The sequence below is a fragment of the Streptosporangium sp. OZ121 genome, from assembly GCF_051918885.1.
GTDB lineage: Bacteria > Actinomycetota > Actinomycetes > Streptosporangiales > Streptosporangiaceae > Streptosporangium.
Genome location: NZ_JBPXMC010000004.1, coordinates 400,341 through 419,785 on the forward strand (window position 1 = coordinate 400,341; position 19,445 = coordinate 419,785).

The following is a 19,445-nucleotide window of genomic DNA, read 5'->3' on the forward strand; positions in this document are numbered from 1 at the left end:
CTCTGCGTTACGCGGGGATGATGGTGATCGAGTCGAGAGGCATGTTTTCCTTAGTCCACTTGCGGCCTTTTTCGAGCGGGTGAACCATGACCTGTTTCACGTACCGGCTTAGGATGTCCCGCCGTTCCCCGAGGGTGTCTAGGTCGTCTCTAGCCCATTGCGCGCGTAGGTCTACCGGGTTCCGCTGATCTCGGCGCTCCGTCGCTACCGCCTGCCCTCGCGAGTCTCTTAGCTTCGTGATCTGCTCACGTAGGTCCGACATGATGATGCCCGCGTCAATCATGCTCATGAGCCCGGCCCCGGCCGCGTCGCGAGCTTCCGCGAGCCTGGTTTCTAGCCCCTCGATCTCTCCTGTTAGCCGTTCTGATTCCACCGTCCGAGGGACCTCTACCGGCGCCGCCTCTAGCTCTATGGTGATACAGGATTCCACGTAAGTACGTACGACCGATTCCAGCCAAGCCATGTTTCTTGAAATCCCCCCGCATCCGCCACGGGACGACCTAATGCAGGCGTAGCGCATTTGCCTATCACTCTTGTTGCCTTGCCGCGCCGAAAGCGTGGTTCCGCATTTACCGCACAAAATGAATCCCGACAGGAGGAATTTGCGTGCAGTCGAAAAAGGCCGTTTCCCGTGCGCTCTGACGAAAGGCTGAACCGCTTCCCACTTTGCACGGTCCATCACGGCAGGCCAATTGCCCTCGCCTACGATCTCCCCCCTGTAGGCAACTAGCCCGGCAAGACGTGGATTCGACATGAGCGACTGAAACGTGCCTATCATCCATTCGGCCCCGGCTAGGGTCTTAAAGCCGGAGTTCTGCCAGCGCGTCACGGCCCGAGAGACGGTGACGCCGGAAAGCAGCCAATCAGCCGCAGTGTTGATTTTCTCGACCGCGACAGGGTCCAGATGCGTCATGATCCCAATGTCTTGCTTGGGGTCCGGCCTAAGCCAGCCAGTCATAAGGCGCCCGCCGTGGACTTTTCCCATTTCGCGGTTTTGCTGTAGCTTCCGCTGGATTCGCTCTGCTGCGCGTTCCACTTCGCCCGCGTCGATGGCCGCTTGAATGCGTCCCATCTGCCTACCGTCAGCCGTCGTTAGATCAACGTTGTTCGACTTGATGGAAGCGAGACGAACGCCCGTCTGTTCGACGAGTTGGATGATCTCTTCGTACTCCATTGGTCGCCGAGTAAGTCGGCTGTTGGTGTAGTAGATGACGCAGTTAGCCAACCCCGCATGAACGTCAGCATGCATTTGGTTGTAGCCCGGCCGGGGCTTGCTCCGGCTACGGGTGCTAGCGCCGATGTCGTTGTCCGTGTACACGGCCACAACCGTTGCGCCGAGACTTGCGGCCAGCGCCCGGCCGTCTTCCTCTTGTCGGGTCACGCCTAGGGCTAGGCCCTCATCATCATCGGAAATCCGGCAGTAGATGATCGCCCGGAGTGGGCCGTTTGTGGGGAACTGGGCACGTGGGGGAGGCATGTGACGTCCCTCGCTTGTCGGGGGATAAGTACGTATTTCACTACGATACACCTGGGACGAGGTCATGACCGTCGTCAAGGACGCCGTCGCGGCGGTCGAGGCTCGCGCCGGGCGGGTCAGCCTCGTCCTCAAGGCGGACATCCGCGAGGGGGAGGGCGGCCGTCTGGAGACCAAGGTCGCCACCGTCGAGCGGCATCTCGCCCCGTGACGCCCCTCGCGTCCCGGCGTGTCGTCTCCGGGCGGCCTGTCCCGCCCAGAGCGTAATGGGAACACCAAGGGAGCCGGGATCGTTCTGCAGGAACGGACGATTCTCAGGAGCGTGAGCCGCATGGCGGGCAGCAGGTCGATCGGGCGTCTCCTCGCGGGCGGGCTGGCGCTGGCCGCCGCCGGGTGGGCGTTGAAGGACATCCCCGCGGAGCTCGGGGGCGAGGCCAAGGGGGAGCGGCTGGAGCGGATGCGCCGCTCGCCGCGCTTCCACGACGGCGTCTTCCGCAACTCCATGCCCGGCGGTTTCGTGCCCTCCCCGCAGAGCGCGCGGGAGATCGCCTGGAACATGTTCCGCAACCGCGAGGAGCGCCGCCCGGCCGCCGCGATCCCCGTGGTGACCTCACCGTCCGGCGGGCCGTCCCCGGCGGGGCTGAGCGTCATCTGGTACGGCCACGCCACCGCGTTGCTGGAGATCGAGGGCCGCCGCGTGCTCGTCGACCCGATATGGAGCAGGCGCGCCTCGCCCTCCCAGCTGGTCGGCCCGCGGCGCCTGCACCCGGTGCCGGGGCCGCTGGCGGGCCTTCCGCCGCTGGACGCGATCGTGATCTCGCACGACCACTACGACCACCTCGACCGCGCGACGGTCCGCGGGCTCACCGCGCTGCAGACCGCCCCGTTCCTGGTGCCGCTGGGCATCGGCGCCCACCTGGAGCGGTGGGGCGTGCCCGCCTCCCGGATCATCGAGCTCGACTGGGACGAGGAGGCGACCGTCGCGGGCCTGCGGTTCGTCGCGACCGCCGCCCGCCACTTCTCAGGTCGCACCTTCAACCGGAACGTCACCCTGTGGGGCTCTTGGGTGATCGCGGCCGGAGAGAAGAAGGTCTTCTACGCGGGCGACTCCGGATACTTCGACGGTTACGCGGGGATCGGCGCCGCGCACGGCCCGTTCGACCTCACGCTCATGCCGATCGGCGCCTACAACGCCGCCTGGCCCGACATCCACATGGACCCCGAGGAGGCGGTCAACGCCCACTTCGACCTGGGCGGCAGGCTGTTTCTCCCGGTCCACTGGGCGACCTTCGCCCTCGCCACCCACCCGTGGGCCGAGCCGATCGACCGCCTGTGGCGCGAGGCCAAGGCCCGCGACGTCCGCATCGTCGTTCCCCGCCCGGGCGAGCGCGTCGACACCGCCGACGTGCCCATGCTGGAGAGCTGGTGGGAGACGCTGCCCGGCGGCGAGACGTCCCGCCGGCCCCGGCAGGTGCCGGCGCCGGTGCCCGCCTACCCGCCCCTGGGCTCCGACCCCAGGCTCTGATCCCCGGAAGATCCCGGGAAGATTCCCGGAGCGGGGATCTCGGCCGGCCAGGAGGGCAGGGTGACGGTCACAGCGCCGCCTCCCTGGTGCGCGCCAGGTATTCCTCCACGCGCCGCCGGTCGGGCTCGGCGGGCAGCACGTTCGCACCGCCGAACCTCGCCACCAGCTCCGAGCGCCAGCGGTCGACCTCGTCCCAGGGGAGCTCTCCCCGCCGTACGGCGAGCAGTCGGTCGCGGTGGTCGTCCATCCGGACCAGGGGCTCGCCGTGGCGGGCCAGGTGCAGGCCGCTGAGCAGCAGGCGGATCATGTGCATGGCCTGCTTCCACTTGGGGCGCGCGGGGTCCAGGCGGCGGAACTGGGCGTTGGCGTATCCGGCGAAGGTCTGGTTGGCGCGTTCGGACACGAAGGCGTCCCGGAGGGCGAGCAGTTCCTCACCCGCCGCGGTGGCCTGCTCGACGATCGGCGACCACAGGCACTCCAGGACCGTCGGGTTGGCCTCCAGCGCGAGACCGCAGAACCGCTCGACCTCCCACGAGAACTGCTCGGGCAGTGGCCCGTCGACGTGGGTGGGCGGCTTGGCCAGCCGCCAGAACAGCCGGGTCGGCGCCACGAAGACCCCGCGCCGGTCGACGTCCGACTCCTCCGTCTCCAGCCCGTATGCCCGCGAGCCGATCACCACCGACAGTATCGAGTGATCCGGGACGTACCGTACCTCCATCCGCACAGCCTGCCAGGCCCCGGCTCGGCGCCGGTACGGGTTTTCGCGCCGGGGCCGTCCCGTCCCCCCGTCAGGCGGCGAGGGTCGCGTGCATCTCCCAGAGCAGGATCTCGGCCGGGGTGATCGCGGTGACGCGCTGGCCGCCGGTGGCGGTGAAGCGGACGGCGTCGCCCTCGGAGAGGTGCCCGGCACCCTCCAGGTCGACGGCGCCTCGGGGGACGAACAGGTGCAGGAACGGTGCCTCGGGCAGTTCCACGCTCTGGCCCGGCTGGAGCCTGGCCACGTGCAGCGCGGCGTATTTGTTGTTGATGCGGATGGCGCTGCGGCCCGCGTCCCTGGCCATGCCCGAGGCGACCGGGACCAGGGCGCCGCCGAGCAGTTCGGCGTCGATCTCCAACTGCTCGTAGCCGGGGGTGAGCCCGCCCTCGTCGGGCACCACCCACATCTGGACGAAGTGGACCGGATCGGTATGCCGCTCACCCTGCAGCCGCCATGAGTCGTTCTTCTCCGAATGGAGGATGCCCGTCCCCGCGCTCATCCGCTGGGCCAGTCCCGGATAGATCACCCCGGAGTGGCCCTCGGAGTCCTGGTGGACGAGGGAGCCGCGCAGCACCCAGGTGACGATCTCCATGTCCTGGTGGGGGTGGGTGTCGAAGCCGGTGCCGGGCTTGACGATGTCGTCGTTGTTGACGAGCAGCACGCCGTGGTGGGTGTTGTTCGGGTCCTGATGGCGGCCGAAGGAGAAGGAGTGCTTCGAATCCAGCCATTGGATCTTGGTCGCGGGCCGTTCGCCGGACCTGCGGATGTCGACGGTCATGCCTGGTCTTCCTCTCACCTCAGTTGTTGAATCTTAAACTAGAAAGCCGTGTGAAATGTTCCGCACATCCCCGGGTTGGGGAGATCTTGCTTACTGATCCGAATATGATGTGTGACGATTTATCACCACGCGGGCCGCAGGTGACCTCGCCTTGACGAGGAGCGGCCTATGCGATCTACCTGGGGGAACAGTGCTGGGCTTGCTTTCGCGTGCTCCGAGGTCGCCGCAACGATGAGCGCCCCCGCCCCCGCCGCGAAAATCGCTCCCTACGACTACGAGAGGTTCAGCAGGCTCGCCGGGCCCGTGACCGAACCGGAACCCGGGGTGCCCTACCGCGTGAGCTACCGCTCCCTGCTGGCCACCGAGCCACACCGGGTGCGGGCGGTGCTGCTGATGGTCGCGGCGCTTCTCGTGGAGTTCACCCTCATGGTCTGGCTGCTGCTGCCCGAGCACTGGACCGTCCGGCCCGACCCCTACGGCACGATCCCGTGGTACCTGCCGGTGGCCGACCGGATCATGCTCGTCGCGATCGCCCTCATCGAGGTCTTCCGGCTGGTCAGCGTGGTCTCCAACGTGCACGCCATGCTCGCGGCCAGGGACCCGGTCCCGGTCGCGCCCGAGCCCGGCACCCGGGTGGCCTTCATCACCACCTGCGTACCCGGCAAGGAGCCGCTGGAGATGGTCAGGGAGACCCTGGCCGCCGCACTGAAGATCCGCCACGACGGCGTGCTCGACGTCTGGCTGCTGGACGAGGGCGACGACCCCGACATCCACGAGCTCTGCGACTGGCTGGGCGCCCACCACTTCAGCCGCAAGGGCGTGCCCGAGTGGAACCAGCCGAAAGGCAGCTTCCGGGCCAAGACCAAGCACGGCAACTACAACAGCTGGCTGGACGCGCACGGCGACGACTACGACTTCTTCGTCTCGGTCGACACCGACCACGTGCCGCTCCCGGAGTTCTGCGAGCGCATGCTCGGCTACTTCCGCGACCCGCGGGTGGCCTTCGTCGTCGGCCCCCAGGTCTACGGCAACTACGACGCCGGGGTCACCAAGGCCGCCGAGAGCCAGCAGTTCCTGTTCCACTCGCTGATCCAGCGCGCGGGCAACCTGTACGGCGCGCCGATGTTCGTCGGCACCAACAACGCCGTACGCATCCGCGCGCTCAAGCAGATCGGCGGCCTGTACGACTCGATCACCGAGGACATGGCCACCGGCATCGAGTTCCACCGCTCCCGCGACCCGGAGACCGGGCAGCGCTGGATGTCGGTCTACACCCCCGACGTGCTGGCCGTGGGGGAGGGGCCGTCGTCGTGGACCGACTTCTTCACCCAGCAGCTGCGCTGGAGCCGGGGCACCTACGAGACGCTGCTCACCCAGTTCTGGAGGGCCGCGCCGAAGCTCTCGCCGGGACGGTTCTTCAACTACACCCTGATGGTGACCTTCTACCCGATGTCCGCGCTCAACTGGCTGCTGGCCGGGCTCAGCGCCACCCTGTTCATGGCCGTCGGGGGCTCCGGCGTGACCGTGCCGATGGACGTGTGGCTCATGCTGTACGGCGACGCGGCGCTGCTGCAGGTCATGCTCTACACCTGGAACCGGCGGCACAACGTCAGCCCGCACGAGCCGGAGGGCTCCTCGGGGGTGGCCGGGATGGTCATGTCGGCGCTGTCGGCGCCCATCTACGTCACCTCGCTCATCGGCGCCGCGCTGCGCAGGCCCAGCAAGTTCGTGGTCACCCCCAAGGGAGACTCGGCCAGCCCCGACCAGGTCGCCACGTTCCGCATCCACCTGTGGTGGGCGGCGATCTTCGGCGGAGGCCTGCTGCTGACCATCTTCTGGACCGGCCACATCCACCTGGTCATGACCCTGTGGGGGATCCTCGCCCTGGTCATCTGCCTCGGACCGCTCACGACCTGGGCCTGGAACCTCCGGGCGCTCAAGGCGGCCTCGCGAGCGGTCGGTGACGGGTCGTGAGCCGCCTGCGCAAGCACCTGGTCGGGGCGGCGGTGGTGACCGCCGTCCTCGCGATCAACCTGCCCGCCGTCGCGGGGTTCGCCACCGAGCAGTGGCACGACTACAGCATCAACCGCGACGACTACAAGGCCACTCACGGCCACTGGACCTTCCTCGACGTCCCGGAGAAGTTCAAGGTCAACGCCATCCACGCCGCGCTGCTGCACACCGGCAAGGTGCTCATCGTCGCCGGCTCCGGCAACAACGCCGCCAACTTCGACAAGGGCACCTTCAAGACCGTGCTGTGGGACCCGGCGAAGCCGGGCAGGCCGGACGAGTTCAAGCTCGTCGACACGCCCGTCGACTTCTTCTGCGCCGGACACTCGGTGCTGCCCGACGGCAAGCTCCTCATCGCGGGCGGCACGGGCCGCTTCGAGGTGCTGAAGGCCAAGGTCAAGCGGGCCGCGGGCGCCCTCACCATCAAGAACGAGGACCCCGACGCCAAGCCCAGGGAGTTCCACCCCGGCACGCTGCTGACCGCCCCCAGCGGGCAGGTCTACCGCACCACCGCCCACGTCAGCGTGCCGCCCGCGAAGAAGGTCGAGACCGGCCTGCCGGGGAAGGTGCGGATCCGGCCCAGCCAGACCAAGGTCTTCGCCGAGGCCGTCACCGAGGGCGCGGCGGGCCTGCTCACCGCGCCGGCCGGCTCCGTCAATTACGAGATCCAGGGACTCAAGGGCCGGGAGAAGCGCAACCTGTACGCCATGGGCGGCAGCATGACACTGGACAAGCAGGACTTCCAGGGCATCAGGGACGCCTACGAGTTCGACCCCGTCACCGAGCGCTACATCAAGGTCCAGGACATGGCCGAGGGACGCTGGTACCCGACCATGACGAACCTGCCCGACGGCAGGGTGATGACCGTCTCGGGGCTCGACGTCGTGGGGCAGATCACCAGGGACAACGAGATCTACAACCCTGAGACCAAGACCTGGCGGCCGGGACCCAAGCGGTTCTTCCCCACCTACCCCGCGCTGTTCCTGCTGGAGGACGGCACCCTCTTCTTCTCCGGCATGAGCGCCGGGTACGGTCCCGGCCAGCTCGCGCTGCGTCCCCCCGGCATCTGGGACTACCGCCGCGACACCGACCGGCTGGTGAAGGCCCCGGGCGGCGTCGGCGGCGTGGCACCCGACGAGATGGAGGCGTTCACCCCCGTACCCGGGTTGCCCGAGCCGGAGCTGAACGAGACCGGCGCCTCCGTGCTGCTGCCGCCCGCGCAGGACCAGCGGGTCATGGTGATGGGCGGAGGACCGGTCGGGGAACGCCAGCCGGGCCTGCCCAACGCCACCGCCAGGACCGCCATCGTCGACCTCACCGAGGCCAGCCCGCGCTACGTCAGGGGTCCCGACCTGTCCGACCCGGTGCGCTACCCGAACGCCGTGCTGCTGCCCGACGACACCGTCTTCTCCTTCAACGGCTCCAGCGACTACCGGGGGCGCGGCGCCAGCGACGTCCTGCGCGCGGAGGTCTACCGCCCGGAGAGCAACAGCTTCCACGAGGCCGCGGCGCCCGCGGTCGGCCGCAACTACCACGCCGAGGGCCTCCTGCTGCCCGACGGCCGGGTGCTCGGCATGGGCTCCGACCCGCTCTTCGGCGACAAGGCGGGCTCGCTCCCGGGCACCTTCGACCAGCGCATCGAGATCTACACGCCGACCTACCTGCACAACGGCGAGAAGGCGCCGGTGTTCACCGGCGGGCGTGAGAGTGTGCTCCTGGGCCGCAGGGCCGGGTTCCAGACCCCCGACGCCGCACGCATCCACCAGGTACGGCTGATGCGCCCGAGCGCCGTCACCCACGTCACCGACGTGGAGCAGCGCTCGATCAGGCTGGACTTCACCCGGGTGAAGACCGGGATCATCGCCGAGATCCCCTCCAATCCGGCCCTGGTGCCCCCGGGGTGGTACATGCTGTTCGGGGTCACCGCACGGGGAACACCGTCCCCGGCCCGCTGGGTTCACGTCCGGGGAGAGGCCGACACGTCCCCCTCGGCCTCCCGCGGCGTACGCCGCCCTTCCACCCCCACCCCCAGCCCGCCCATTTCCGCTCCCCAGGGCCAGGCCCGGGGTCCCCACGCCGGAGGTACTCGATGAACAGGTACGGCCTCGCAGCCGCGCTGGCTCTCACTCTCGCGACGGCGGCCTGCACCGGCGACCCCGCGCCGCCCGCCGGCTCGGGGAGCGCCGCCCCGGGGAGCGCCGCCCCGGGGAGCGCCGCCCCGGGGAGCGCCGCCCCGGGGAGCGCCGCCCCGGGGAGCACCGCCCCGGGGAGCGCCGCCCCGGGGAGCACCGCTTCCAAGGACGCGAGCGGTTTCTACGTCGACCCCGACGGCGCCGCCGCCCAGGAGGTCCGCAAGCTCGAGGGGGAGGGCAGGACCGAGGAGGCCGGGCTGATCCGCAGGATCGCCGACCGGCCCAACGCGATCTGGATCGGTGACCAGGATCCGAGGGACAGGGTCGCCGACATCACCACCAGGGCCCGGCAGGCAGGCCGCATCCCGGTCCTGGTGGCGTACCACATCCCCAACCGCGACTGCGGGCAGTTCTCCGCGGGCGGCGCCGCAGGCGCGCAGGAGTACCGCTCCTGGATCGGCCGGTTCGCCGAGGGCATCGGCGACCGGCCCGCCCTGGTCGTCGTCGAGCCCGACGCGCTCGCCCACATCCTGGACAACTGCACCCAGGGCGGCCAGGCCGGTGAGCGCCTCGACCTGCTCCGCGGCGCGGTGGAGACGCTGAAGAAGCAGCCCGCCACCAAGGTCTACGTCGACGCGGGGAACGCCGGCTGGATCAAGGACCCGGGCGAGTGGGCCGAGCCCATGCGCAGGGCCGGGGTGCCCAAGGCCGACGGCTTCGCCTTCAACGTCAGCAACTTCTTCACCGTCGAGGAGAGTGTCGCCGTCGCCGAACGGCTCTCGGACGCGGTCGGCGGGGCCCACTACGTCATCGACACCTCCCGCAACGGCAACGGCCCCGTCCGCGACGCGCAGGGCGACGACGCGTGGTGCAACCCCAAGGGCCGCGCGCTCGGCACGGAGCCGACCACCAAGACCGGCCACGAGCGGATCGACGCCTTCCTGTGGATCAAACGCCCCGGCGAGTCGGACGGCGAATGCCACCGGGGAGAGCCCCGCGCCGGCGACTGGTTCCCCGAATACGCGCTGGAACTCGCGCGTAACGCGAGATAGCCGCTTATTCGTTATATCTTCGATCTTGCAGGTCAAGATTGCTTCGCAGGAGATTGACCGGAGTTGTCAGTTTTTTCAGCGACCCTCTGGGAGCTTTCCTCGATGAACAGATGGAAGACGGTCATCGTCGCACTGGCGGTCACCCTGCCAAGCGGCGTCCTGCCGGCTGCCGCGCTTCCCGCCGGTGTGCTGCCCACCGGCGCGTTGCCCGCCGCCGCCGCGCGATCCGCGGCCCCCCCGATCGAGAACGGCGAGACCCAGCCGATCTACTCGCGCGCCGACGCGCTCACCGAGACCGTGTTCGTCGAGGTCGCCGGGGTCGACAGCGACGCCGACGGCCGCCCCGACCGGGTCGCCGTCGACATCATGCGCCCCAAGGAGACCGCGTCGGGACTGAAGGTCCCGGTCGTCATGGAGGCCAGCCCCTACTACGCGGGCGGCAACGACGTGCCCAACCACGTCGTCGACCTCGACGGCTCCGACCCCGCGGGCATGGAGTACCGGCGCAACAAGTTCAACGACCTGCGCGACGAGATGTTCGGCGTCGACGGCTCCGACGTGAACCGCGCGGCCGCGCCGCCCTTCCGCGGCTACTACGACAACTACTTCGTGCCGCGCGGCTACGCGATCGCGCTGGTGGAGAACCTCGGCTCGGGACGGGCGACCGGCTGCCCCACGACCGGCCTGGACAACGAGACCGCGGGCCCCAAGGCCGCGATCGACTGGCTCAACGGCCGGGCCCGGGGGTTCGACGCGGCAGGGAACGAGATCAGGGCCGACTGGTCCACCGGGAACGTCGGCATGATCGGCGTCTCCTACAACGGCACGCTGCCCAACGCCGTCGCCGCGACCGGGGTCAAGGGACTCAAGGCGATCGTGCCGATCGCGGCCATCTCCTCCTGGTACGACTACTACCGCGCCAACGGCGGCGTGCTGGCGCCCGGCGGCTACCAGGGTGAGGACGCCGACGTGCTCGCCCGCTACGTCCTGACCCGCGAGAACGCCACGCAGGCCTGCGGCGCGCTGATGGACCGGATCGAGAAGGACCAGGATCGGGTCACCGGCGACTACTCCGACTTCTGGGATCAGCGCAACTACCTCAACGACGTGAACAAGGTCCGCGCCGCGGTCTTCCTGGTGCACGGCCTCAACGACTGGAACGTCAAGACCAAGCAGGCCGTCCAGTGGTGGGACGCCCTCGCGAAGCGGAACGTGCCCCGCAAGATCTGGCTCCACCAGGGCGCGCACTTCAACCCGTTCTCCTTCGCCGGGCGCAACGCCGAGTGGCTGCGCCAGCTCCACCGCTGGTTCGACTTCCACCTGTACGGCCTGCGCAACGGCATCATGGACGAGCCGCAGGCCGACGTGGAGTCGGGCCCGGGACAGTGGGCCCAGCACGCCTCGTGGCCGCTGCCCGGCACCCGTGACGCGCGGCTCCACCTGACCGCCGGCAAGGACGGCCGCAACGGCACCCTGGGCACCGACCGCCCCCGGGGCCGCCACACCGTCGAGTCCTTCGTCGACCAGAGCGCCCGCACCGCCGAGCAGCTCGCCGAGAACGCCGAGGCCACGGACCCCAACCGCCTGGCCTACCTGTCGGCTCCGCTGGCCCGCGACGCGCGCCTGTCCGGCACCCCCGAGGTCGAGGTGCGCGCCGCGTTCAAGGGCGGGCGCTCGCCGTACCTGACGGCGCTGCTCGTCGACTACGGCACCGACGCCCGCGCGTACGGCGACGTCGTCTACGGCGACACCCAGGTCTGCTACGGCCAGGGCGTGCCCGGCGACACCGGCTGCGCCCGGCTGGCCGAGCACACCACGGTGACCGCCCCCTACAAGATCATCACGAGGGGCTGGCTCGACGTCCGCAACCGCGACTCGGCCTCGAAGACCGAGCTCCTGCGCGAGGGCCGCTTCTACGACTTCCGCTTCGACCTCCAGCCGAACGACTACGTCGTCAAGGCCGGCCACCGGATCGGCGTCGTGCTCGTCTCCACCGACCGCGACTTCACCCTGCGCCTGCCCCCGGGCACCGGTGTCTCGGTCGACCCGGGATCCAGCTCGGTCACCCTCCCGGTCGTCGGCGGGCGCTTCGCCCTTCGCTGACCCCCGGTCCCCGGCCTCGTCCGGGAACGCGGACCCCTTCCGAGGGCACGAGCCCTTCGGAAAAGGCACGGACGCCCGGCCCTCTTCCAGGCCGGGCGTCCGGCCGGGTCGCATCCCGTGTGGCCGCGTGAACCGGCGGTACGACCCAAGACAGAGGCAAATGTCCTACCCTGGGCAGACGCCGGGTGATCCGGTGAGGCGATAACTTCTCCTCATGGATCGGACGTGGCGGCGGTTCGGTGGAAGGGGCGTCCTCGACGCGGTGGCGGCGGCCGTCCTGGCGCTGACCATCGGGTACGCCATCGTCGATCCGCCGGGGCCGTCGTCGTGGTGGCCCCTCTGGTCGGCCTGGCCGGTGGCGGCCGTCGTGAGCCTCCCGGTCGCGGTCCGGAGACGCCGGCCGCGGGTCATGCTCGGTGTGGCGTGCGCCGCGGGCGCGCTGGCCACCATGGCCGGTGCCGTCGCGGCGGGCATGATCTGGCTGTCGTTCGTGCCGACCGTGCTCGTGCTGTACCTGGTGGCCACCGTCGTCCCGGTCGGATGGTCGGCGGCGGGCCTGGTGACGTGCGCGTCCGCCGCGGTGGCCTCGATCCTGGTCTTCTACGCCCAGGTGTTCCCCGGGCTCGTGCTCACGGGGTGGAAGAGCGAGCTGCCGCCGTACTGGCCGATCGAGATCGGTGTGACCTGTGTGCTGCTGACCGTCGGATGGACCCTCGGGACGGTCGTGCGCTGGAAGCGGGACACGGCCGCTCGCCTCGCCGAGGCCGCGGTGACCGACGAGCGCAGGCGCATCGCCCGGGAACTGCACGATGTGATCGGCCACAGCATGAGCCTGATCGCCGTCAAGGCCACCGTGGCCAACCATGTCGCCGACGCCCGCCCTCAGGAGGTGCGCGCCGCGCTGGCCGTCATCGAGCAGACCAGCCGAAGCACGCTCGCCGAGATCCACCGGGTGCTCGGCCTTCTGCGGTCCGACGGGGATCTGCAGGAGGCCATCCTGCCCGTCCCCGGCATGGCGGGCCTGCCCAAGCTGGCCGCCGACGCCCGCTCGGCCGGGGTCGAGGTCGACCTGACCGTTCGCGAGGAGGCCGCGCCACCTCCGGCGGTCGCGATGTCGGTGTACCGGATCGTGCAGCAGGCCCTGACCAACGTCGTCACCCACGCGGGGCCCACCCGTTGCTCGGTCGCCGTGGACGTCGACGGGCGGGTGGCCGTGATCGAGGTCGTCGACGACGGTCCCCGCCACGGCCGGCCGCCGCGAGCGGGCCACGGCGACCACGGCGACCACGGCGGACACGGCGGACACGGCCTGATCGGCATGCGCGAACGGGCCAAGATGTACGGAGGCACCTTCAGCGCGGAAACCCGGCCCGAAGGAGGCTTTCGCGTGGCGGCCCGGCTGCCCTACGACCCGAGCGGCACCGTGACATGACCGGCGACGACATGACCGGCGACGACATGACCGGCGACGCAGCCCCGCCCGACCGGTCCTCGCACGAGCCCCCGCCCGTCCGGGTCCTGCTCGCCGAGGACCAGGTCCTGTTACGCGACAGCCTCAAGGTCCTCATCGACACCGCACCGGGGATGGTCACCGTGGGGGAGGCGGGCACCGGCGCCGAAGCCGTGCTCCTGGCCCACCAACGGCGACCGGACGTCGTCCTCATGGACGTACGGATGCCGGACATGGACGGGATCGAGGCGACCAGGCGTATCTGCGGGGACCCGGCCGGTGCCGGCATCCGCGTCCTGATCCTCACCACGTTCGACCAGGACGAGTACGTGTACGCGTCGCTCAGGGCCGGCGCGAGCGGATTCCTCGTCAAGAGCGCGACGGCGACCGAGCTCCTGGCCGCCGTCCGCGTCGTCGCCTCCGGGGAGGCGCTGCTCGCGCCCACCGTCACCCGTCGGCTCATCGCCGACTTCCTGCTACGCCCGCATCCCGCCCCGGCCCGGCGAGACCTCGGCGTCATCACCCAGCGCGAGCACGAGGTGCTCACCCTCATCGCCAGGGGGATGTCCAACTCCGAGATCGCGGAGCACCTTCACCTCACCGTCGGCACGGTCAAGACCCACATCGGCCGCCTCCTGGCCAAGCTGCACGCCCGCGATCGGGCCCAGCTCGTCATCGCGGCCTACGAGGGCGGGCTCGTCGCCACCCCGCCCCCATCGTGATCTCGCGACGGCGCGATCCCCGTAGATCATGGAAAACCACCGTCTCCGGCCCTCGGACGGCGGGGTGGTCATGAGGGAAAACCCTGGCTTGTCCCTGGCATCGGGGATCCGGCCTGCCGCCGGGCCCGGCGGGGGCCTAGCGTGGAGTGCATGGGACGAATTCTTCTGATCGTGGCGGCCGTGGTGATCGGCTTCCTCCTGCTGGGCTCGGTTCTGGGCTTCCTCTTCACGCTCCTCAAGTGGGCTCTGATCATCGGATTGGTGGGCGTGGTGGTCATGTTCGTGAGCAGGCTCTTCCGCTCCTCGAACACGCGCGACTGACCGCCGTCCAGGGGCGAGACCAGCGCCTGGAGGCGGGACCGGGGCCGGTGCGACCGGGCCCGGCGAGGCCGGTCGCCGGTCCGGGCGTTCGGCCGCCGCCGGTCGCCCGAGGCCGGGGCGCCGGAACCGAGGCACCGGAATCGGGGGAGCCGGAGCCCCGGACGCCGGAAACGGCGGACGGCCGGACCGGTGATCAGCCGGAGGTTTCCGGGGCCAGGGCGCCGACCAGGTCGGCGGCGTCCAGCAGCTCCACCCGGCTCGCGTCCGCGCTCCACGGGTAGAGCGCGTAGAGCCGGGAGCCCTCGGGCAGGTCCAGGTCCGCGTGGACGAGCACGGCGAGGTCCGTGTCGCCCACCGGCTCCTCCCAGGGTCCGTCGTGGTCGTGTGCCATCAGCCTGGTGACGAGACCGGCGACGTCCTCGCCGGCCCGGCGCGCGTAACGGGAGACCGAGCCGTCCAGGCGGCGGACCAGCACCTCGCCGGCGCGGGCGGCGGCGTGCCAGCACGCCACCTCCCACAGGGTGACGTGCCCGGCCCGCAGGCAGGAGTCCTCGATCGCGGCGTACATCCTGGCCAGATGCGAGCCGTAGCCCAACGCGTTGTGCCCGTACCCCTCACTGGCCTGGCCGAGATCGATCCAGCGCATCGTGCGTGACCACAGGTCGGCCACCAGAGGAGACCGGATCTTGTCGGAGCCGGTCAGATCGAAACGCTGCTCGACCGCCCGGGGGTCGAACAGGCCCTCCGGCCGGTTCATGAACCCGGCGAAACCGCGCACGAGATCGTCGAACGGCACGTCGTTGTAGCTGAAGACGATCGGTGTCGCGTAGCGCCCGCCGAGGGCCCGCAGCGCGGCGAGGTCGAGGTCGACGAACTCCGAGGCTCCGAGCGGCTCGGGGGCGGAGGTCAGGTCACCGGAGTGCACGGCGGCGGCCCCGTCCAGGCGCAGGTTGGTGTAGTCGCAGTGGCCGACGTACTGCCAGTGCGTGTCGTAGAGGATCACCGACAGGTCGAGGTCGATCTGCTCGCCCGGCGGCTCGGCCCAGTGCAGGAACAGGCGGATCCGATCCCCGTCGGGGAGCGGCTGCACGCTGCCACGCGGAATCCTGACCAGGGAGCCGGAGGCGGACCGCTCGGAGGTGGGCGCGACCAGGTCGGCCAGCCCCTCGTCCAGCAGCACCCGCCCCAGCGGGGGCAGCGCGCCCGCGCGGCGCAGCATCTCGCCGGTCAGCGCCGCGACGACCGGCCCGGTCTCGCCCTCGGGCAGCTCGGGGCGACCGTCCGGCCGCACCCAGGCGCGCGCGGTGTCGCCGCGCGGAAGGAAGACCCGCGACCCGCCGACCGGCGTGCGGAGCCTGCCGAGGGCGGCGATCAGCACCCCGGGCGCGACCCGGGGCGCGGCGGCGGTGGTCGCCTCGGCGACGCCCTTCTCCCCGTTGGACAGGAGCTTGAAGAGTCGCCGCACCAGCTCGCCCGGCCTCGCGGCGAGCAGCGGCAGCGCGGGCTCGCCCGCGCGCAGCGCCGCCTCCACCCGGCTCGCGAAGGTCTCCACGCGCAACCGCCCGCCGTCCACGCGCAGCACGTCGGGGTGCCCGGCCGCATGCTCCAGCATCGCCCGTCCGAACGCGCCGGTGAGCGGGGTGCCGCGCAGCGCCGCGAAGGCCAGCGCCACCGTGGGGTGGCGCCGGTGGAACTCGTGCGGGTGCAGCGTCTCCGCCATGTGCTTCCACGCCTCGGGGTGGCGGTACAGGTCCTCCGCGAGGTGGCGCAGGGGCAGCGAGTCGAGGCGGGCCAGCAGCACGCGGCGTACGGGACGGGGCAGGGAGAGACGGCGCGGCGGCCTGGTGCGCAGGCCCGGGTCGCCGCCCATGAGCGCGTACAGCAGGCGCAGCACGTCGGTCGCCGTGTCCGCGTGCCGGTCGAGCAGGTCGCGCGCGGCGGCGGGGGAGAGGTGGGGCAGTAGCGTCGCCAGGACGGCCGCCCTGGTCTCGCGGACGGGGATGGTCTCCGGCAGCCAGCTCGCCGCCTCCGGCAGGTGGTCGCCGATCAGCGCGGTGACGTCCTCGCGGTCGGCCGCCGACAGGGGGGTGCGGCGCTCCAGCAGCGAGACGGTGACCTCCCGGGCGGCCGCGGCGACGTCGTCGTGGAACGAGAGCAGGCCGAGGGAGCGGCGGGTGACGGCCGCTGTGGGCGCTGTGGGCGCTGTGGGCGCGGTCCGGGCCGCCGGGGCGTCGGCCGGGCGCAGGAAGGGGTCGTCCGGGTCGATCCTGCGGTGGCAGATCGGGCAGCCCGCGTAGTCGGAGCCGTCCCAGCAGGCGTGGCAGACCAGGTGGGCGCAGGGGGAGACCGCCTGCACGGTGTCCTTTCGCCCGCACAGCGCGCACGGCTGCTCGGGCTCCTGCAGCAGGACGGTGAACACCCTGCGGACGTAGAGCTCGGCGGTGTCGGCGGGGACGCTCTCGGGAAAGTGGCGGAAGAGCGGCACGTGCTCGACGTGGTCGCCCACCTCCTTCCGCAGCGCGTGCAGGAGCCCGCGGCCCGCCAGGCCGAGGTCGGTGGCCGTCATCCGCCCGAACTCGGCTCTGAGCGCGGCCGACATCAGGAAGCCGTGCTGCAGGAGCTCGGTCTCCAGCACCTGCATGCCGAGCCCGAGGCCGGGCCCGGCGATCCACCGCGAGCCGCGCGGCTTGCGGAAGTAGCGCCTCGGAGGGGTCGCGGCCTCCCCGGCGGGGAGGAGGGCGGGAAGCACGAGCCGGCGCCGCCGCAGCAGGATCTCGGCCGTCCTGTTCATCGTGTGCTCTCCCTGCCCGAGCTCCCTGTCGGAAGAATGCGAGGAGGGGCGGAGAGCGGACGCGCTAAAGCCCTTTGCATGAGAAGAAGGAAGCACGTCCAGGAGCCGCCCCTCGGGGGTAACCGTACTGTCCCCCGGGGCTCTTTGTCGTCCTGGTTTCCCGGCGCGGAGCGGTCCCCGCCTCCGCCGGAGGAACGTACGTGTCGCGGCGGGCGTCCCCGCCGCCGCCCGCCTTCCGCCGTCTCCGGTCGTCCGAGGTCAGTCGCGGGAGACGTGCTTCAGCTGGAGATCGTCGAGCAGGGTCCGGGTCGCGGCGGCCACCGCCTCGACGGCCCGCTCGAAGGCCTCGGCGTTGCGCGTCGACGGGGAGCGGAAGCCCGACACCTTGCGGACGTACTGGAGCGCGGCGGCTCGCACGTCGTCGTCGGTCACGTCGCTGGCGTAGGGCTCACGAAGGGTCTTGATACTCCGGCACATGACAGGACGGTACTCCGTCTCGCGGCTCTTCCGGTCCTCCGGATCCGATTCGCCTCGCCGGAACCGCCCGGCCGGTCCTTGGATCACCCCGGAACCGCCCGGCCCGGCTCCGGGGAGCGCCGGTGGTCAGCCGTCGCGCTCGCACTGGATCGCGTCGGCGGCCAGGACGGCGCCGAGAAGCCCGGGGAAGAGCGTGTCGAGGTCCCGCCGGCGCAGCGCGTTCAGCTTGGCCGTGCCCCGGTAGACCTGGTTGATCACGCCCGCCTCGCGCAGCACCCGGAAGTGGTGGGTGGTGGTCGACTTGGTGACCGCCAGCTCGATCGCCGAGCAGGGAGCCCCCTCGTCCTCCTCCAGCTGCCACAGGAAGCGCACGATCTGAAGGCGCATCGGGTCGGACAGGGCGTGCAGCACGCCCTCCAGACGGATCTCCCCGCACGCGGGGTGCTCCAGAGCCCTGGCGGACGCGGTCGACACGGTGGGTCCCTTCTGTGGGTCGACTCTATTGTACGAAGGTGGTCGTAGTTTGACATCTATCGTAGTACGTAGACTATCGTATTAGATGTGAAGCCGGGGCGCCGTCCCCGAGATCCCTCCCGAGAAGGAGTGCGGCCGTGAGCGCCCTGTTCGAGCCCCTGACGTTGAGGTCCGTCACCATCCCCAACCGGGTCTGGATGGCTCCGATGTGCCAGTACTCCGCGGCGGTCGAGGGACCGGAGCAGGGAGTGCCGACCGACTGGCACCTGTCCCACCTGGCCGCCCGCGCGGTGGGCGGCGCCGGGCTCATCCTGACCGAGGCCACCGCGGTGGCGCCGGAGGGACGCATCAGCCCGGCCGACCTCGGGATCTGGAACGACCGCCAGCGGGAGGCGTTCACCCGCGTCACCCGCTTCCTGCTGGAGCACGGCGCCGTGCCCGGCATCCAGCTCGCGCACGCGGGGCGCAAGGCCTCCACCCGCCGCACCTGGCAGGGCGGCGCGCCCACCGGTCCCGGCGAGCACGGCTGGCAGCCGGTCGGGCCGAGCCCGATCCCCTTCAGCGACGTCCACCCCACTCCCACGGAGCTGGGCGCCGGCGACATCGACCGGATCGTGGACGACTTCGCCGCCGCGGCGCGGCGGGCGCTGGAAGCGGGCTTCCGGGTGGCCGAGATCCACGGCGCGCACGGCTACCTGATCGCCGAGTTCCTGTCGCCCTTCAGCAACCACCGCACCGACGCGTACGGCGGCTCGTACGAGAACCGCACCCGCTTCGCGCTCCGGGTCGTCGACGCGGTCCGCGCGGTCTGGCCGGACGAGCTTCCCCTCTTCTTCCGCATCTCGGCCACCGACTGGCTGGCGGAGGACCCCGCCGACGACCGCGAGGGCTGGAGCGCGGACGACACCGTCCGCTTCGCCAAGGACCTGCTCGCCCACGGCGTCGACCTGCTCGACGCCTCGACCGGAGGCAACGTCGCCAGGGCGCGCATCCCCGCGGGGCCCGGCTATCAGGTGCCGTACGCGGCCAGGGTGAAGGCCGAGACCGACCTGCCGGTGGGCGCGGTCGGTGAGATCACCCGGCCCCGGCAGGCCGAGGAGATCATCGCCTCGGGCCAGGCCGACGCCGTCCTGCTGGGCCGCGAGCTGCTCCGCAACCCCTACTGGCCGAACCTCGCCGCCCGTGAGCTCGGTTCCGCCGGAGCCCGCTGGCCCGACCAGTACCACCGCGCGGTCTGACCCGGTTCCGGCCGCCACCCGCGCGCGTCCCCGCCGCCGGGCGGGGAGGTGACCCGTCCGTATGAGGCGACGCGCGCGGGTGGGGCGGAAGGCGGCGAACCGGTCCGCCAGGGGGGCGCGGGCCGGTCCGCCTGTCAGGGG

The 19,445-nt window shown here is 70.9% G+C and carries 16 protein-coding genes; 10 read left to right on the forward strand and 6 right to left on the reverse strand.

Annotated features, from left to right (window positions below):
• Nucleotides 1-7: 7 nt before the first annotated feature.
• Nucleotides 8-1,477: a recombinase family protein gene (locus tag ACTOQ1_RS11910; protein WP_440066474.1), complete on the reverse strand. Its 1,470-nt coding sequence runs from the start codon at nucleotides 1,475-1,477 to the stop codon at nucleotides 8-10.
• Nucleotides 1,478-1,511: 34 nt separating this feature from the next.
• On the opposite strand from ACTOQ1_RS11910, the gene ACTOQ1_RS11915 reads away from it, so the two are divergent.
• Both ACTOQ1_RS11915 and ACTOQ1_RS11920 read left to right on the forward strand, forming a co-directional pair.
• Nucleotides 1,512-1,685 (forward strand): thiamine-binding protein, encoded by a 174-nt coding sequence (locus tag ACTOQ1_RS11915; protein WP_440066553.1) that lies wholly within the window; start codon nucleotides 1,512-1,514, stop codon nucleotides 1,683-1,685.
• Nucleotides 1,686-1,805: 120 nt separating this feature from the next.
• A complete protein-coding gene (locus tag ACTOQ1_RS11920; protein ID WP_440066554.1) occupies nucleotides 1,806-2,999 on the forward strand; it encodes an MBL fold metallo-hydrolase in 1,194 nt (397 codons plus the stop codon).
• A gap of 67 nt (nucleotides 3,000-3,066) precedes the next feature.
• Here ACTOQ1_RS11920 and ACTOQ1_RS11925 read toward each other — a convergent pair whose 3' ends face one another.
• Both ACTOQ1_RS11925 and ACTOQ1_RS11930 read right to left on the reverse strand, forming a co-directional pair.
• Nucleotides 3,067-3,717, reverse strand: coding sequence for a nucleotidyltransferase domain-containing protein (locus tag ACTOQ1_RS11925; protein ID WP_440066475.1), 651 nt, complete (start codon nucleotides 3,715-3,717; stop codon nucleotides 3,067-3,069).
• A 70-nt stretch (nucleotides 3,718-3,787) separates the two neighbouring features.
• On the reverse strand, nucleotides 3,788-4,534 hold the full coding sequence (locus ACTOQ1_RS11930; RefSeq protein ID WP_440066477.1) for a pirin family protein: 747 nt from the start codon (nucleotides 4,532-4,534) through the stop codon (nucleotides 3,788-3,790).
• A gap of 231 nt (nucleotides 4,535-4,765) precedes the next feature.
• Between ACTOQ1_RS11930 and ACTOQ1_RS11935 the strand changes: the two genes are divergently transcribed.
• From ACTOQ1_RS11935 to ACTOQ1_RS11965, 7 genes are all read left to right on the forward strand, one after another.
• Entirely contained in the window at nucleotides 4,766-6,508 is a 1,743-nt protein-coding gene (locus ACTOQ1_RS11935) for a glycosyltransferase family 2 protein (protein WP_440066479.1), read from the forward strand.
• Entirely contained in the window at nucleotides 6,505-8,637 is a 2,133-nt protein-coding gene (locus ACTOQ1_RS11940; RefSeq protein ID WP_440066480.1) for a galactose oxidase-like domain-containing protein, read from the forward strand. The genes ACTOQ1_RS11935 and ACTOQ1_RS11940 overlap by 4 nt, the downstream gene beginning before the upstream one ends.
• Nucleotides 8,634-9,728, forward strand: coding sequence for a glycoside hydrolase family 6 protein (locus ACTOQ1_RS11945; protein ID WP_440066482.1), 1,095 nt, complete (start codon nucleotides 8,634-8,636; stop codon nucleotides 9,726-9,728). The genes ACTOQ1_RS11940 and ACTOQ1_RS11945 overlap by 4 nt, the downstream gene beginning before the upstream one ends.
• Nucleotides 9,729-9,830: 102 nt before the next feature.
• Nucleotides 9,831-11,831: a Xaa-Pro dipeptidyl-peptidase gene (locus tag ACTOQ1_RS11950; protein WP_440066484.1), complete on the forward strand. Its 2,001-nt coding sequence runs from the start codon at nucleotides 9,831-9,833 to the stop codon at nucleotides 11,829-11,831.
• A gap of 214 nt (nucleotides 11,832-12,045) precedes the next feature.
• Nucleotides 12,046-13,263 (forward strand): sensor histidine kinase, encoded by a 1,218-nt coding sequence (locus ACTOQ1_RS11955; RefSeq protein WP_440066486.1) that lies wholly within the window; start codon nucleotides 12,046-12,048, stop codon nucleotides 13,261-13,263.
• 26 nt (nucleotides 13,264-13,289) lie between these two features.
• Entirely contained in the window at nucleotides 13,290-14,003 is a 714-nt protein-coding gene (locus ACTOQ1_RS11960; RefSeq protein ID WP_440066556.1) for a response regulator, read from the forward strand.
• Nucleotides 14,004-14,153: 150 nt separating this feature from the next.
• Nucleotides 14,154-14,324: a hypothetical protein gene (locus tag ACTOQ1_RS11965; protein ID WP_389917953.1), complete on the forward strand. Its 171-nt coding sequence runs from the start codon at nucleotides 14,154-14,156 to the stop codon at nucleotides 14,322-14,324.
• Nucleotides 14,325-14,517: 193 nt separating this feature from the next.
• Here the strand turns inward: ACTOQ1_RS11965 and ACTOQ1_RS11970 are convergent, their stop codons facing one another.
• The 3 genes from ACTOQ1_RS11970 to ACTOQ1_RS11980 all read right to left on the reverse strand — a co-directional run bounded on the left by ACTOQ1_RS11970 (nucleotide 14,518) and on the right by ACTOQ1_RS11980 (nucleotide 18,066).
• Entirely contained in the window at nucleotides 14,518-17,115 is a 2,598-nt protein-coding gene (locus ACTOQ1_RS11970) for an MXAN_6230/SCO0854 family RING domain-containing protein (protein WP_440066489.1), read from the reverse strand.
• 258 nt (nucleotides 17,116-17,373) lie between these two features.
• On the reverse strand, nucleotides 17,374-17,592 hold the full coding sequence (locus ACTOQ1_RS11975; protein ID WP_362686632.1) for a DUF2277 domain-containing protein: 219 nt from the start codon (nucleotides 17,590-17,592) through the stop codon (nucleotides 17,374-17,376).
• 126 nt (nucleotides 17,593-17,718) lie between these two features.
• Nucleotides 17,719-18,066, reverse strand: coding sequence for an ArsR/SmtB family transcription factor (locus ACTOQ1_RS11980; RefSeq protein WP_440066491.1), 348 nt, complete (start codon nucleotides 18,064-18,066; stop codon nucleotides 17,719-17,721).
• 137 nt (nucleotides 18,067-18,203) lie between these two features.
• Here ACTOQ1_RS11980 and ACTOQ1_RS11985 point away from each other — a divergent pair, with 137 nt between their 5' ends.
• Nucleotides 18,204-19,304, forward strand: a complete 1,101-nt coding sequence (locus tag ACTOQ1_RS11985) for an NADH:flavin oxidoreductase/NADH oxidase (RefSeq protein ID WP_440066493.1) — start codon at nucleotides 18,204-18,206, stop codon at nucleotides 19,302-19,304.
• The last annotated feature ends 141 nt before the right edge of the window (nucleotides 19,305-19,445 follow it).

Coding starts and splice junctions, on each gene's coding strand:
- ACTOQ1_RS11930 (WP_440066477.1), bottom strand. CDS start 4,534: ATGACCGTCGACATCCGCAGGTCCGGCGAACGGCCCGCGACCAAGATC.
- ACTOQ1_RS11910 (WP_440066474.1), bottom strand. CDS start 1,477: ATGCCTCCCCCACGTGCCCAGTTCCCCACAAACGGCCCACTCCGGGCG.
- ACTOQ1_RS11960 (WP_440066556.1), top strand. CDS start 13,290: ATGACCGGCGACGCAGCCCCGCCCGACCGGTCCTCGCACGAGCCCCCG.
- ACTOQ1_RS11935 (WP_440066479.1), top strand. CDS start 4,766: ATGAGCGCCCCCGCCCCCGCCGCGAAAATCGCTCCCTACGACTACGAG.
- ACTOQ1_RS11920 (WP_440066554.1), top strand. CDS start 1,806: ATGGCGGGCAGCAGGTCGATCGGGCGTCTCCTCGCGGGCGGGCTGGCG.
- ACTOQ1_RS11950 (WP_440066484.1), top strand. CDS start 9,831: ATGAACAGATGGAAGACGGTCATCGTCGCACTGGCGGTCACCCTGCCA.
- ACTOQ1_RS11970 (WP_440066489.1), bottom strand. CDS start 17,115: ATGAACAGGACGGCCGAGATCCTGCTGCGGCGGCGCCGGCTCGTGCTT.
- ACTOQ1_RS11965 (WP_389917953.1), top strand. CDS start 14,154: ATGGGACGAATTCTTCTGATCGTGGCGGCCGTGGTGATCGGCTTCCTC.
- ACTOQ1_RS11925 (WP_440066475.1), bottom strand. CDS start 3,717: ATGGAGGTACGGTACGTCCCGGATCACTCGATACTGTCGGTGGTGATC.
- ACTOQ1_RS11975 (WP_362686632.1), bottom strand. CDS start 17,592: ATGTGCCGGAGTATCAAGACCCTTCGTGAGCCCTACGCCAGCGACGTG.
- ACTOQ1_RS11955 (WP_440066486.1), top strand. CDS start 12,046: ATGGATCGGACGTGGCGGCGGTTCGGTGGAAGGGGCGTCCTCGACGCG.
- ACTOQ1_RS11945 (WP_440066482.1), top strand. CDS start 8,634: ATGAACAGGTACGGCCTCGCAGCCGCGCTGGCTCTCACTCTCGCGACG.